Source organism: Sphingomonas sp. GW821-FHT02B09 (assembly GCF_059421875.1).
The window spans coordinates 725703-738168 of record NZ_JBWKVV010000002.1; the positions used below are offsets into that span (position 1 = coordinate 725703).

A 12466-nucleotide genomic window follows, 5' to 3' on the forward strand; every position below is an offset into this window, starting at 1 on the left:
TCGGCGCAAAGGAGACTATTATGACCGATTATGTGACGCTGGCCGGCGGCTGCTTCTGGTGCACCGAGGCGGTGTTCAAGGATGTGATCGGAGTCGAGAGCGTCGAGAGCGGCTATATCGGCGGTTCGGTCCCCGATCCGACCTACAAGCAGGTCTGCGGCGGCGACACCGGCCATGCCGAGGCGATCCGCATCGGCTTCGATCCCGAGCAATTGCAGCTCGGCGACCTGCTCGACATCTTCTTCGCGACGCACGATCCGACGCAGCTCAACCGCCAGGGCAACGACGTCGGCACGCAATATCGTTCGGCGATGTTCCCGGCCGACGAGGCGCAGGAGGCCGAGATGCGGGCGGCGATCGAGCGGGCGCAGGCGGACTCGGCCAAGCCGATCGTCACAACGATCGAGCCGATGGCGACCTGGTATACCGCCGAGGGCTATCATCAGGATTATTGGGAAACCTCGGGCCGTTCCAACCCCTATTGCATGGCGGTGATCCCGCCGAAGCTGAAGAAGCTGCGCAAGAGCTTCGCGGCGCGGTCCAAGGCGGTGGCGGCGTAACATCCAAGTCCTCCCCCGCAAGGGGGAGGGGGACCGTTCGGCGCTAGCCGAATGGTGGAGGGGGAGGACAGGGTGGGAGCCCGGACAATGAAGCTCCGCCCTGTCCTCCCCCTCCGTCACGGCTTCGCCGTGCCACCTCCCCCTGGCGGGGGAGGACTTAGACTTTTCGTGCCAGCGCCTTCTTCAATTTCGCATGTGCGGCGGCCTTGATCTGGCAAACGCGCGCCGCGCCGACGCCGATCACCTGGCCGATCTCCTCGAGGTTGAGTTCCTCGACGTAGAAGAGCTGCACCACCAGCGCCTCGCGCTCGGGCAGCGCGGTGATCGCGGCGATCAGCGTGTCGCGCAAATCGCTTTCTGCGAGCTGCTCGAAGGCGTCGGGCGTGTCGTCGGCGAACCACGGCAGATCGTCGGCATAGACCTCGTCCATCGATTCGAACCGGACCGCATCGGCGGTCTCGTAATCGGCGCGCAGTTTTTCCACCGTCACTCCCAGTTCCTTCGCCAGTGCCGCCTCGTCGGGGGCGCGGCCGGTGCTTGCCGTCAGCGTTGCCACCGCGGCATGATATTGCCGCCGCCGCCGCATCGCGCCGCGCGTCGTCGTCGCCTGACGCCGCAATTCGTCGATCATCGCGCCGCGCAGCCGGGTTTGCAGATAGGCGCGGAATTGCGCGCCCTGTTCGGCGGCCTGGCCGATCGCCTCGACCAGGGCGACGAGGCCGATCTGGACGAGATCCTCCACCTCGACGATCGAGCTCATCGAGCCGTGGACGTGCCACGCGATGCGGCGGACCAGCGGCAGATATTGCCGGATCATCGCCTCCTGATCGCCGCCCGGGCGGGTGACGCGCGAATAGGTGAGCGGTCCTTGCGGCACCAGCGTGGCGGGCGCGGGCGTGGCGGGGGCGAACACCTGTTTCATCGGCTCCATGCTCATGCCGCCAGCGCCTGATGCTGCTGGCCGATCACCGCGACGACCTCGACCGCCTTTTCTTCCGGCACCTCGAAGAAGGAGAGCACCGGCGTGTCGGGCAGCACCGTCTTCACCAGCTTGCGGATCGCAAGGCGGATCGCCGGCTGGACGACGAGCGCGAACGGCTTGGCCTCGGCGATCAGCGGCTGCGCCGCCTCCTGCAAGGCATCGACGATGCGGCGGCCGAGATCGGGCTCGATGACGTGGCGGCGCGACTGGTCGGCGCGGGCGGCCTGGCCGAGCAGCCCTTCGAGCTGGCCGTCGAGCGTCATCACGCGCAGCGGCTCGCGCACGCCGCACAATTTCTGGATGATCAGCGGGCCGAGTTCGGGCCGGATCAGTTCGACGATTTCCTCGGCGTCGGCGCTGCGCGTGGCGGCGACCGCGATCGCCTGGGCGATGCGACGGAATTCCTTCAACGGAATGTTCTCCGCAAGCAGGCCCTTGAGGACCTGGGTGAGGGTGGTGAGCGGCAGCGGATTGGGGGTGAGCGAGGCGACCAGTTGCGCGGCGCGCTCCTTGAGCCCGTCGAGCAGCGACTGGACCTCGTCCGGGCCGAGCAGGTCGGTGGCGTTGGCGCCGAGCAGATGGTTGAGATGCGTCGCCATGACGGTGCCGGCATCGACGACGAGGAAGCCCGCGCCGGTCGCCGCATCGGCGTCGCCCGACGGGATCCACGTCGCATCGAGGCCGAAGGTCGGGTCCTTCGCCTTCTTGCCGCTGAGCGAGCCATAGGCCTGGCCGGTGTCGAGCGCGAGCATCTCGTCGGGCGACACCTGGTCCTCGCCGAGCACGACGCCGTTGATCAGGATGCGATAGGTATAGGGCGCGAGGTTGATGTCGTCGCGGACGCGGCATTGCGGCACGACGAAACCGAGTTCGCGCGAGAGCTGGCGGCGGACGCCGGTGATCCGGCCCATCAGCGGCGCACCGCGGCGCGGATCGACCAGCGGCACCAGGCCATAGCCGATGTCGAAATTGACCTGCATGCCGTCGGTGACCTCGTCCCAGCCGATCTTCGACGGGTCGGCGGGCTCCTCGGCGACCGCGGGGGTCGCCTCGACGAGCGGGCGGCGTTCGATCTGGCGCAGCTTCCATGCCGCAAAGCCGGCGATCCCCGCAGCCGTGAGGATGACGAGATGCGGCATGCCGGGCAGCAGGCCGAGCAGGCCGAGGATCACCGCGACCGGGGTCCAGGTGCGCGGGGACCCGAACTGGCCGCCGATCTGGCCGGCGAGATCCTTGTCCGACGACACGCGGGTGACGATCGCGGCGGCGGCGATCGAGAGCATCAGGGACGGCAGCTGCGCGACGAGCGCGTCGCCGATCGCGAGCAGGATATAGCTTTTCGCTGCGGCAGCGATGGTCATGCCGTGGCTGACCGGGCCGAGGATCAGCCCGCCCACCACGTTGGCGGCGAGGATCAGCATCGCGGCGACCGCATCGCCCTTCACGAACTTCGACGAACCGTCCATCGAGCCGTAGAAATCGGCCTCGGTCGCCACTTCGACGCGGCGCTTCTTGGCGTCGTCGGGAGTGATGAGGCCGGCGTTGAGATCGGCGTCGATCGCCATCTGCTTGCCGGGCAGCGCGTCCAGGGTGAAGCGTGCCGAGACTTCCGACACGCGGCCGGCGCCCTTGGTGACAACGATCAGGTTGATGATCATCAGGATCGCGAAGACGAAGATGCCGACGACATAGTCGCCGCCGATCAGGAAGGTGCCGAACGCCTCGATGACGTGGCCCGCCGCGCTCTCGCCCTCGTGGCCGTGGACCAGCACGATACGGGTCGAGGCGACGTTGAGGCCGAGGCGGAACAGGGTGGCGAACAGCAGCACCGTCGGGAAGGACGAGAAATCGAGCGGCTTCTGCGCGTTGAGCGACACCATCAGCACCGCGAGGCTGATCGCGATATTGGCGACGAAGAAGATGTCGAGCAGGAAGGCCGGGATCGGCACGACCATCACGACGACGAGCAGCAGGATGGCGAGCGGCAGCGCCGCGCCGCGACCGGACGCGAGGAGCTTGTTCACCTCAGCGGCCCCCCATGCTGGCGAGCATCATATAGGCGAGCCTTGCGTTGTTCGGCGACGGGCGCAGCAGCGCGTTCGCCGAGGTCGGGTTGGTGTTGAGCCGGCCCCCCATCTGGCCCATCGCGCGCGACGCCCAGGCGAGCGCATCCTCGGCGCTTTCATTGCCGCCGGTGACGACAGTCGATCCGTCCATGTCGAGCGCCTGCGCGGCGAAGGCGAGGTTGGCCTTGCGCGTTTCGGTCGTGCTGTCGCTTGCCGCGCCGAGCTTGTCGGCGAACCTCTGATAGATCGCTTCGAGCGAGCGCGGCTGGCCGTTGCCGGCGTAGAAGATCGAGCGATTGGCGCCGGCGGCCTGCGGGAACAGCGACGCCGCCGAGGCGCCTGGATTGTTCTGCATCGCCGACAGGAATTTCTTGGCGCCGCCGAGGCCGAGGAAATGCGCCATATAGAGGTCGGTGCCGTTGGCGGAGCGGCCGAGCGTCCCCTCGAGCACGTCCTTGTTGTCGGAGGCGTGCTCGGCCGCCATCAGCGAGGCGGCGGTGGGGTCGTTGCGCAGCGCGAGGATCGCCGAGCGGGTGGCGGGATCGCCGACGGTGAAATGGCCATGCGACTGGCCGATGCTGTCGGCGGCCCAGGCCATGCCGTGCTCGGCGCCATGTTTCTTGACGACCGCCAGCCAGCTCTGCTCGACGAACTGGTACAGGCCCGACGCCGACGAGGTGCCGGCGCGCGCATTGGCGTTGAGACCGCTCTCGATCTTGGCCTGACCGAGCAGATAGTCGAAGTCCACGCCCGTCTTGCTGCTCGCAAGCGCGATCGCGGACTGCACCCGGCCGGAGGTAATCGGATTGACGGTCATTGCGAAGAAAGCACACCCCAGTTGTTGCAGGTGTGATCAGCAAGGACCGTGCCAGTTCTGCCCGGATGCCCCCGTGAAGGGGCGATCGGGTCACGCGTAGGCCGACACCATCGTCGGGCGGAAGCCGTGGCCGGCATCGCCGGTCAGAAGTTGCAGGCGGCGGCGAACATTTGCCGCCATCAGATTGACGTAGATCCGGCAGGTCTCGTTCAGCCGGTTCGCCTCTTCGGCGAGCGCGCGCAGGTCGTCGCCGGCCGGGCCGGTGCCGAGCGCGGCGACCTGTTCGATGCCGGCGAGCTTTTCCTGCGTCGCCCGCTCAAGCGCGGTGACGTTGTTGGTCTTGAGCGCCTCGATCTCGGCATGCAGCGAGTCGATCACCTTGATGAGGGCATCACGCCGCGTCATGGCCATCCCAGTTCAGCCGGAGTGCGAGGAGCCGGTCGGCGATGGTCGCCGGCAGGATCGGGAACGAGCCGTTCTGGATCGCCTTCTTGATCTCGTCGACGCGGTCGCTGTCGATCGGCGGTTCGGCCGCCAGCGTCCTGGCGAGATTGGTCAATTGCGTCGCGGTGTTCGCCGCGGGGGCCTGTTGAGCCGCCTGTTGCAATGCGGGCTGCACCACCGGCGCAGCCGCTGGGGCGGCGACGCGCGAAACGCTTCCACTTCCGTTCAGCGGCGTTGAGCCGATCGAGTCCACCATGTCCGCACCTATCTGTGTTGCCTGACATGAGGATAAACGGCCGACTGCACCCTGGCTTTAGCAAAAAAGATTCGGCGGTCACGCGCGCCGGCTCATTCACCCCAGCCGGGCAGGGTGGCGCGGCCGCTTTCCAGCGCGATCGCCTGTACCGGACCCTTGGCATCGTCGACCTTCACCATGAAGCGGCCGCCCGGCGCGGCGTCGCCCATCGCGACGCCCTCGCGGCTGATCGAGAAGCCGTTCGACCCCGCCTCGATCACCACCGGATCGCCGCGACGGATCACCGGTTCGGCCTTGGCGGCGACGGTCGTCGGGCGGGCGGCACCGGCCGGTGCCGCAGCGGCGGCCGGGCGGATCACCGGGACGAAGATACGCCAGTCCGGCCCCGAACAGGAGACGACGACGGCGTCGTGCGCCTCGGTCCGCCACGCCAGCGCGACGGTGGAACAGGGCGCGAGCCGCAGCCGGCTGTCGATCGCGGTCCGCGCGCCACCCTCGGCGCCGATCGGGCGGCTGGTGAAGGCGGAGACGGCGCGGTCGAGCCCGCCGATGTCCTGGAAGGCGACCGCGCCACCGGCGGCGAGAAGCAGGGGAAGGAAGATCATGGCTGATGGTCCGTGCTGGATTGTTCGCCGACGAAGGCGATCGTGACGATCGCGGCGCGGCGGCCGGGATGGGGACTGGTGGTGACGGTGATGCGCGGCCCGACCGGGGCGAGCGCCGCGGCGAGGCTGCGCGCGCGATCGGCCGCGAGCAAGGTGGCGCTACCGGTGGCGGGATCGACGTCGGCGGCGCTGCCGTCGGTCGATCCGGTCACGGTCAGCGCGACGCGCGGATCGCGCACCGCCTCGCGCGCCCAGGCGATCACCGTGGCGGGACTGTCCGGCAAGGTCGCGCTGCCGGGTGCGAAGTCGAACAGGCCGGCGGCCATCACCGGCAGCGCCGCGGGCGCCGGCGCGCCGCCGAAGCTCTGGCGCAGCGCATCGGTGATCGCGCGCGGCTTCTCGCTCGCCTGGATCAGCACGAAGAAGCCGACCAGCAGCAATGCGAGGTCGGCGAGCGTCACCAGCCACAGCGGCTTGGCCGGCGGCGAGGGCGGGTAGAAGGCGTCGCCGGTCATGCGACGCTCTGCAGGGGATGGCGGGGCGTCTCGCGCAGCGCGAGCGCCAGCAGCGGCGCCTCGATCCGCGCGCGCTCGAACGCCTCGATCCGGCCGGCGGCGCGCAGGCGATGGCAGATCGGGGTGAGCACCAGATTGGCGAGCAGCGCACCGTAGAGCGTCGCGAGCAGTGCGATCGCCATCGCCCCGCCGATCGCCTTGGGGTCGGTCATGCTGGCGAACATGCTGGCGAGGCCGATCAGCGTGCCGACCATCCCCATCGCCGGCGCCACCTCGGCGGCGGACGACCAGACTTCGGCGATCGCGACATGCCGCGCGATGCGCGCCTGGCGATGATAGCGCAGCAGCGCCTCGACCTCGCGCGGATTGCCGCCGTCGACGATCGCGGCGATCGCGGCGGCGACATCGGGGTCGGCGATCACCGAGCGATCGAGCGCGACGACACCGTGGCGCTTGGCGATCCGCGCCTGCGCGGCGACCTGGTCGAGCAGCGCATCGGCACGGAACGGCCGCCGCGCGAGCACGCGCAACGCCGACACCGCGCCGAGCGCGTCGCGCAACGGCGCGCGCAACACCGCGGCAAGGACCGTCCCGCCGCCGACGATGGCAAGCGCGACGGGATCGAAGAGCTGGGCGATCAACATGCGCGTGCCGATGCAAGGGGCGGGCCAGTTTGTATGGTCCCTCTCCACTCGTCATCCCGGCGAAAGCCGGGACGCATGGCTGCGATCGGCTCATGGTGCGCGCCAACATTAGCGAACCGCGTCCATGGGTCCCGGCTTTCGCCGGGATGACGAGGGGGGCGAAGGCTGACGACAAGGAGATGGGGTGGGGCAAACGGGTGCGATCCCCATGTGCCCGCGTCGAAAATGGTAAACCCCCGCAACACCATCCGCGCCGTCATCCGGCAGCCTTTGCCGCTCCCCGGCAATCCCCGGCAAGCGTTTGCCGGCCGCCTTGCCGTTCCCTCGTGGTCGCCTTGCCGTAGCTGAAAAAATCGCCTGCCACCGGCCGGAATCGAAAACTGGCACGGCGGTTGCTTAGGTCCGGGCAGCGCAATGGTGCGCCGGAGATTTGGGCCGATGGCCGCAGAGAGTTTGTTCGGAGTCCATGGTGCCGCCCTCGAAGTGCGCGGCCAGCGCATGGGCGTCCTGGCGTCGAACATCGCCAACGCCTCGACCCCCGGCTTCAAGGCCAAGGACATCGACTTCAAGTCGGCGCTCGCGTCGATGGAGCAGGACGGCAACGGCAGTCTCGACGCCGCGACCAAATATCGCGTGCCGCTGCAGACCTCGATGGACGGCAACACGGTCGAGCTCAACGAGGAGCAGACCGCCTTCGCCGAGAATGCCGTCCAGTATCAGACGACCCTGTCGTTCCTGAACGGGCGCATCGGTCAGATCACCCGCGCGCTGAAGGGGGAATAAGCCGATGGCCGATCCGATGAACGTCTTCCAGGTCGCCGGTCGGGCGATGAGCGCGCAGCTCATCCGCATGAACACGACCGCGTCCAACCTCGCCAACGTCGGCGGCACGACGGGGTCGGCGGAGACCGCGTACAAGACGATGAAGCCGGTGTTCCGCACCAGCTTCGACGCCGCCAGCGGCCTCGCCACCGTCGACGTCGAGAAGATCGTCACCGCCGGGGAATCGCCGACCAAGGTCTACGATCCGAACAACCCGCTCGCGGACAAGGACGGCAATATCTACCAGGCCGCCGTCGACGAAAGCCGCGAGCTCGTCGACATGATGGAGACCGCGCGCTCCTACCAGAACAACGTCGAGGTGATGAACACTGCCAAGCAGCTCACCATCGATACCCTCAAGCTGGGACGCTAATCATGGTGACCACCGCCTCGACCACCCAGCCGACCTTCGATGCGACGCTCGACAAGCTCGGCATCAAGCGTTCGACGGCGAATACCGCGACGACCACCGCGACCGGCGCCTCGGCGACCCCGGGCACGACCAAGACGACGCTGGATCAGAACGATTTCCTGAAGCTGCTCACCACGCAGCTCAAGAACCAGGACCCGCTCAGCCCGATGGACAATACGCAGATGGTCGCCCAGATGGCGCAATTCTCGTCCGTCGCCGGCATCAGCGAGATGAACAAGACGCTCAGCGGCGTCGCCACCAAGCTCGGCTCGACGACCGCGTCGGATGCGATGAGCTACGTCGGCAAGACGGTGCTGACCGCCGGCTCGACCGCCTATCCGCGCGCCAGCGGCAGCCTCGACGGTGCGGTCGAGCTCGACGGCGACGCGACGCAGGTCAACGTCTCGATCTCCGACGCCAACGGCGGCACTTTGCGCAACCTGCAACTCGGCGCGCAGAAGCAGGGCACCGCGACCTTCGACTGGGATGGCAAGGACGGCGCCGGCAACAGCGTCGGTTCGGGCCCCTTCACGATCACCGCCTTCGCCACTGCCGGCGACAAGACGGTCACCAGCCGCACGCTCGTCTGGGCGCCGGTCGAATCGGTGTCGCTGCCGTCCAGCGGTGCCCCCAAGCTCAAGGTCCTCGGGGTCGGCGACGTCGATCCCTCGGACGTCCGTTCCGCCACCTGATTCTCATCCGCCGACCTACCGCTTCCAAGGAGTAACCCGATGTCCTTCTACACCTCGCTTTCCGGCCTCCAGGCGTCGCAGACCGACATGGCGACGATCAGCCACAATCTCGCCAACGTCTCGACCACCGGCTTCAAGAAGAGCCGCACCCAGTTCGCCGACATCATCGCGTCGAGCACCTCGACCGATCCGCGCAAGATGGTCGGCTCGGGCGTCGTGGTGAAGGGCAACACGCAGCAGTTCAAGGAGGGCAACCTCACCACCACGTCGAACGCGCTCGACCTGGCGATGGTCGGCGAGGGCTTCTTCACGATGCGTTCGACCGGCACCAGCGATTCGACCACCTACACCCGCAACGGTGCCTTCTCGGTCGATTCGAACAACAACGTCGTCGACGCACAGGGCAGCTACCTGATGGTCTATCCGGTCGACAGCGACGGCAACGTCACCGCCACCGGTGAGAAGGGCCTGACCACGCTGCAGATCCAGCAGACCAGCGGCACCCCCAAGGGGACCAGCAAGGTCGCCACCGCGGTGCAGATGTCGTCGACCTCGACCGTCAAGGGCGGCGGTGCCGGCTACAAGTTCGATCGTACCGATACGACGAGCTACAACAATTCGGTCGCCACGCGCATCTACGACGCGAACGGCAATCCGATGACGATGACCAGCTATTACGTTCGCACCGCTGCCGGCACCGCCGGTCCGCCGGCGACCACCGGCAGCTGGGACGTCTATACCTTCATCGGCGACCAGGCGATGACCACCGGCACCGGTGCGGCCAAGTCGGACAAGGTCACGCTGACCTTCGACGACAAGGGCGCGCTCGCCACCGGCACGACGATGCCGCTTAACTTCAACACCTTCACGCCGACCTCGGGCGCGGCGGCGCAGACCGTGTCGCTCGACCTGACTAACTCGACGCAGCTGTCCTCGGCATTCGCGGTCAACGCCAAGACGCAGGACGGCATCGCGGTCGGCCAGCTCGCCGGCGTGACGGTGACCGACGCCGGCCTGATCCAGGCGAGCTTCTCGAACGGCGACATCAAGCCGCTCGGCAAGGTCGCGCTCGCCAAATTCTCGACGCCGACCGGCCTGCGCCAGATCGGCAACAGCTATTGGGCGGCGACCGGCGTGTCGGGTGCGGCGACTTTGGGCTCGGCGAGCGCCGACGGCTTCGGCTCGCTGATGAGCGGCACGATCGAGGGATCGAACGTCGACATCACCGAGGAGCTGGTCAATCTGATCGCGGCGCAGCGTAACTTCCAGGCGAACTCGAAGGCGCTCGATACCGCCAACCAGGTCTCGCAGACCATCATCCAGATCCGCAACTAAGCGAAGCGGCGCGGAGGCTCTAGATGGACAAATTGGTCTATACGGCGGCGACGGGGCTGCGTGCGCACATGCAGGCGCAGGCGGCGATCGCCAACAATATGGCGAATGCGTCCACCACCGGCTTCCGCGCCGATCGCGTCGTCTTCGACCGGATCGAACTGAAGGGCGGCGGCGCGCAGCTCGAAGCGCGCATGCCGACCAGCGAAGAGGTGACCGACGCCGATCGTGCGCCCGGCGCGATCCAGGCGACCGGCCGCGCGCTCGACGTCGCGATCAGCGGCAACAGCGACTGGCTGGCGGTGCAGGCGGGCGACGGCAGCGAGGCCTATACCCGCCGCGGCGATCTCGAGATCGCGCCCTCGGGCGTGCTCCAGACCGGCGACGGCTTCATCGTCCAGGGGCAGGCGGGGCCGATCACCGTGCCGCCGCACGACAGCCTGACGATCGCCGCCGACGGCACGATCAGCATCGTGCCGCAGGGCGGCGACGCGAAGAACCCGCAGGTGCTCGACCGGCTCAAGCTGGTCGACACCAAGGGAACGGCGACGCTGAAGGGGCTCGACAACCTGCTCCGCGTCAAGGGCGGCGGCACTCTGCCCGCCAATCTCGACGCCAAGGTGCAGGGCGGCGCGCTCGAAGGCTCCAACGTCAACATGACGCAGGCGCTGGTCGACATGATCGAGAACCAGCGCAGTTACGAGGTTCAGGCCAACCTCATGAAGTCGGCCAAGGATATGGACGAGAGCAGCACCTCCGTGATGCGCCTCCCGAGTTAAGGAACAGACACGATGTCCTCCTCCGCCATGCACATCGCGCGCACCGGGCTCGACGCCCAGGATACGCGCATGCGGGTCATTTCGAACAACCTCGCCAACGTCAACACGACGGGGTTCAAGAAGGATCGCGCCGCCTTCGAGACGCTCGCCTATCAGACGATCACCGCGCCCGGCGCGGCGTCGACCGCCGAGACCAAATATGCGACCGGCCTCAACCTCGGTACCGGCGTGCGCGTGCAGGGCACCGCGCGAATCGATACGCAGGGGTCGCTGACGCAGACCGGCAACAGCTTCGACATGGCGCTCGACGGCGACGGCTATTTCCAGGTCCAGCTGCCCGGCGGCAACCTCGGCTACACGCGCGCCGGCAATTTCAACCGGTCGCCCGAGGGCCTGCTGGTCACCTCGGAAGGCTATCAGGTGATGCCCGGCATCACCGTGCCGGCCAATGCCACCTCGGTCTCGATCGGCACCGACGGCACCGTCACCGCACAGGTGCCGGGCCAGAACGAGGGCACCAACATCGGCCAGATCCAGGTCGCCAGCTTCCCCAACGCCACGGGGCTGCAATCGACCGGCGACAATTACCTCAAGGAGACCGCCTCGTCGGGCGCCGCCAACCTCGGCATCGCCGGGCAGGACGGGCGCGGCAACATCCGCCAGGGCAGCCTCGAAGCGTCGAACGTCAACGTCGTCGAGGAACTCGTCGACATGATCGAGACGCAGCGCGCCTATGAGGTCAATTCGAAGATGATCTCGTCGTCCGACGAAATGCTCAAATACGTGAACCAGAACCTGTGATGTCCGCCGCACCGCATCATCGCCGGCCGGCCGCCGTCGCCGCCGCGGGGCTGCTCGCGCTCGCCGCGTTCACGCCCGGCACGGCCGATGCCAGCATCCTCGGCAAGAAGAAGCCGGCGGAGGATTTCACCGTCGTCCGTGCGCCCGTCGCACCGGCGCCGGCACCCGCAAACGGGTCGATCTTCCAGGCGAGCGATGGTTATGCCGCGCTGTACGAGGGCTGGCGCGCGCGCCGGGTCGGCGATCCGCTGACGATCATCCTCGTCGAGCGCACCGCCGCATCGAAGTCCTCGGGCTCCAAGCTCGATTCGAAGGGCTCGGGCAGCATCACGCCGCCGACCACCGGGCCGCTCAAGCTGTTCAACTCGACCGACGTCACCGCCAGCGGCAGCCGCGGTTTCGACGGGCAGGGGCAGGCCGATCAGGCGAACTCGCTGTCGGGCGAGGTCTCGGTGACGGTCGCCGAGGTCTATCCGAACGGCACGATGCTGGTGCAGGGGCAGAAGCGCGTCACGCTCAACCGCGGCGACGAATTCCTCCAGATCAAGGGCATCGTCCGCACCGCCGATATCGGCGCGGACAATCGCATCCTGTCGACCCGCGTCGCCGACGCGCAGATCGCCTATACCGGCAAGGGCGACGTCGCGCGCGCCGGCCGGCAGGGCTGGCTCAGCCGATTCTTCTCCGTCGTCAGCCCGTTTTGAGCGCCCGTTAACCCTATGACGCGCAGAGTGTCCGC

The 12466-nt window shown here is 67.8% G+C and carries 16 protein-coding genes; 8 read left to right on the plus strand and 8 right to left on the minus strand.

The window, feature by feature from the left end; all coding sequences use genetic code 11:
* Positions 1–20 precede the first annotated feature (20 nt).
* Entirely contained in the window at positions 21–560 is a 540-nt protein-coding gene (gene msrA / locus AC07U4_RS11280) for a peptide-methionine (S)-S-oxide reductase MsrA (protein ID WP_495195468.1), read from the plus strand.
* 157 nt (positions 561–717) lie between these two features.
* Here msrA and AC07U4_RS11285 read toward each other — a convergent pair whose 3' ends face one another.
* From AC07U4_RS11285 to AC07U4_RS11320, 8 genes are all read right to left on the minus strand, one after another.
* The gene (locus AC07U4_RS11285) at positions 718–1497 is read right to left on the minus strand and encodes a sigma-70 family RNA polymerase sigma factor (protein WP_038663716.1); all 780 of its coding nucleotides are present in this window, start codon (positions 1495–1497) and stop codon (positions 718–720) included.
* Entirely contained in the window at positions 1494–3566 is a 2073-nt protein-coding gene (flhA, locus tag AC07U4_RS11290; protein ID WP_137897514.1) for a flagellar biosynthesis protein FlhA, read from the minus strand. The genes AC07U4_RS11285 and flhA overlap by 4 nt, the downstream gene beginning before the upstream one ends.
* Position 3567: 1 nt before the next feature.
* The gene (locus tag AC07U4_RS11295; RefSeq protein WP_038663710.1) at positions 3568–4425 is read right to left on the minus strand and encodes a flagellar protein FlgJ; all 858 of its coding nucleotides are present in this window, start codon (positions 4423–4425) and stop codon (positions 3568–3570) included.
* A 90-nt stretch (positions 4426–4515) separates the two neighbouring features.
* The gene (locus AC07U4_RS11300) at positions 4516–4830 is read right to left on the minus strand and encodes a flagellar protein FlgN (RefSeq protein WP_171009346.1); all 315 of its coding nucleotides are present in this window, start codon (positions 4828–4830) and stop codon (positions 4516–4518) included.
* Complete coding sequence (gene flgM, locus AC07U4_RS11305; protein WP_495195469.1) at positions 4817–5125, minus strand: flagellar biosynthesis anti-sigma factor FlgM; 309 nt, start codon at positions 5123–5125, stop codon at positions 4817–4819. The genes AC07U4_RS11300 and flgM overlap by 14 nt, the downstream gene beginning before the upstream one ends.
* Before the next feature lie 92 nt (positions 5126–5217).
* Positions 5218–5730, minus strand: coding sequence for a flagella basal body P-ring formation protein FlgA (locus AC07U4_RS11310; RefSeq protein WP_495195470.1), 513 nt, complete (start codon positions 5728–5730; stop codon positions 5218–5220).
* Positions 5727–6245 carry a flagellar motor protein MotB gene (locus AC07U4_RS11315; protein ID WP_495195471.1) on the minus strand — a complete coding sequence of 173 codons (519 nt, stop codon included), beginning with the start codon at positions 6243–6245 and terminating at the stop codon, positions 5727–5729. The genes AC07U4_RS11310 and AC07U4_RS11315 overlap by 4 nt, the downstream gene beginning before the upstream one ends.
* On the minus strand, positions 6242–6889 hold the full coding sequence (locus AC07U4_RS11320) for a motility protein A (protein ID WP_495195472.1): 648 nt from the start codon (positions 6887–6889) through the stop codon (positions 6242–6244). The genes AC07U4_RS11315 and AC07U4_RS11320 overlap by 4 nt, the downstream gene beginning before the upstream one ends.
* A gap of 438 nt (positions 6890–7327) precedes the next feature.
* Between AC07U4_RS11320 and AC07U4_RS11325 the strand changes: the two genes are divergently transcribed.
* The 7 genes from AC07U4_RS11325 to AC07U4_RS11355 are packed head-to-tail and all read left to right on the plus strand — an operon-like array spanning position 7328 to position 12431.
* Positions 7328–7672, plus strand: coding sequence for a flagellar basal body rod protein FlgB (locus AC07U4_RS11325; protein ID WP_038663697.1), 345 nt, complete (start codon positions 7328–7330; stop codon positions 7670–7672).
* Between the two features lie 4 nt (positions 7673–7676).
* The gene (gene flgC / locus AC07U4_RS11330) at positions 7677–8084 is read left to right on the plus strand and encodes a flagellar basal body rod protein FlgC (protein ID WP_038663694.1); all 408 of its coding nucleotides are present in this window, start codon (positions 7677–7679) and stop codon (positions 8082–8084) included.
* 2 nt (positions 8085–8086) lie between these two features.
* The gene (locus tag AC07U4_RS11335) at positions 8087–8815 is read left to right on the plus strand and encodes a flagellar hook assembly protein FlgD (RefSeq protein WP_495195473.1); all 729 of its coding nucleotides are present in this window, start codon (positions 8087–8089) and stop codon (positions 8813–8815) included.
* A 39-nt stretch (positions 8816–8854) separates the two neighbouring features.
* Positions 8855–10150 (plus strand): flagellar hook protein FlgE, encoded by a 1296-nt coding sequence (locus tag AC07U4_RS11340; protein WP_495195474.1) that lies wholly within the window; start codon positions 8855–8857, stop codon positions 10148–10150.
* A 23-nt stretch (positions 10151–10173) separates the two neighbouring features.
* Entirely contained in the window at positions 10174–10926 is a 753-nt protein-coding gene (locus tag AC07U4_RS11345; RefSeq protein WP_038663686.1) for a flagellar basal body rod protein FlgF, read from the plus strand.
* A gap of 12 nt (positions 10927–10938) precedes the next feature.
* Positions 10939–11727 (plus strand): flagellar basal-body rod protein FlgG, encoded by a 789-nt coding sequence (gene flgG / locus AC07U4_RS11350; RefSeq protein WP_038663683.1) that lies wholly within the window; start codon positions 10939–10941, stop codon positions 11725–11727.
* The gene (locus AC07U4_RS11355; protein ID WP_495195475.1) at positions 11727–12431 is read left to right on the plus strand and encodes a flagellar basal body L-ring protein FlgH; all 705 of its coding nucleotides are present in this window, start codon (positions 11727–11729) and stop codon (positions 12429–12431) included. Before flgG ends, AC07U4_RS11355 begins: the two co-directional genes overlap by 1 nt.
* Positions 12432–12466: the final 35 nt, after the last annotated feature.

Bases quoted from the DNA above. Each gene is read 5' to 3' on its own strand.
- msrA (WP_495195468.1), top strand. From the start codon at position 21: ATGACCGATTATGTGACGCTGGCCGGCGGCTGCTTCTGGTGCACCGAG.
- AC07U4_RS11285 (WP_038663716.1), bottom strand. From the start codon at position 1,497: ATGAGCATGGAGCCGATGAAACAGGTGTTCGCCCCCGCCACGCCCGCG.
- AC07U4_RS11295 (WP_038663710.1), bottom strand. From the start codon at position 4,425: ATGACCGTCAATCCGATTACCTCCGGCCGGGTGCAGTCCGCGATCGCG.
- AC07U4_RS11300 (WP_171009346.1), bottom strand. From the start codon at position 4,830: ATGACGCGGCGTGATGCCCTCATCAAGGTGATCGACTCGCTGCATGCC.
- flgM (WP_495195469.1), bottom strand. From the start codon at position 5,125: ATGGTGGACTCGATCGGCTCAACGCCGCTGAACGGAAGTGGAAGCGTT.
- AC07U4_RS11310 (WP_495195470.1), bottom strand. From the start codon at position 5,730: ATGATCTTCCTTCCCCTGCTTCTCGCCGCCGGTGGCGCGGTCGCCTTC.
- AC07U4_RS11315 (WP_495195471.1), bottom strand. From the start codon at position 6,245: ATGACCGGCGACGCCTTCTACCCGCCCTCGCCGCCGGCCAAGCCGCTG.
- AC07U4_RS11320 (WP_495195472.1), bottom strand. From the start codon at position 6,889: ATGTTGATCGCCCAGCTCTTCGATCCCGTCGCGCTTGCCATCGTCGGC.
- AC07U4_RS11325 (WP_038663697.1), top strand. From the start codon at position 7,328: ATGGCCGCAGAGAGTTTGTTCGGAGTCCATGGTGCCGCCCTCGAAGTG.
- flgC (WP_038663694.1), top strand. From the start codon at position 7,677: ATGGCCGATCCGATGAACGTCTTCCAGGTCGCCGGTCGGGCGATGAGC.
- AC07U4_RS11335 (WP_495195473.1), top strand. From the start codon at position 8,087: ATGGTGACCACCGCCTCGACCACCCAGCCGACCTTCGATGCGACGCTC.
- AC07U4_RS11340 (WP_495195474.1), top strand. From the start codon at position 8,855: ATGTCCTTCTACACCTCGCTTTCCGGCCTCCAGGCGTCGCAGACCGAC.
- AC07U4_RS11345 (WP_038663686.1), top strand. From the start codon at position 10,174: ATGGACAAATTGGTCTATACGGCGGCGACGGGGCTGCGTGCGCACATG.
- flgG (WP_038663683.1), top strand. From the start codon at position 10,939: ATGTCCTCCTCCGCCATGCACATCGCGCGCACCGGGCTCGACGCCCAG.
- AC07U4_RS11355 (WP_495195475.1), top strand. From the start codon at position 11,727: ATGTCCGCCGCACCGCATCATCGCCGGCCGGCCGCCGTCGCCGCCGCG.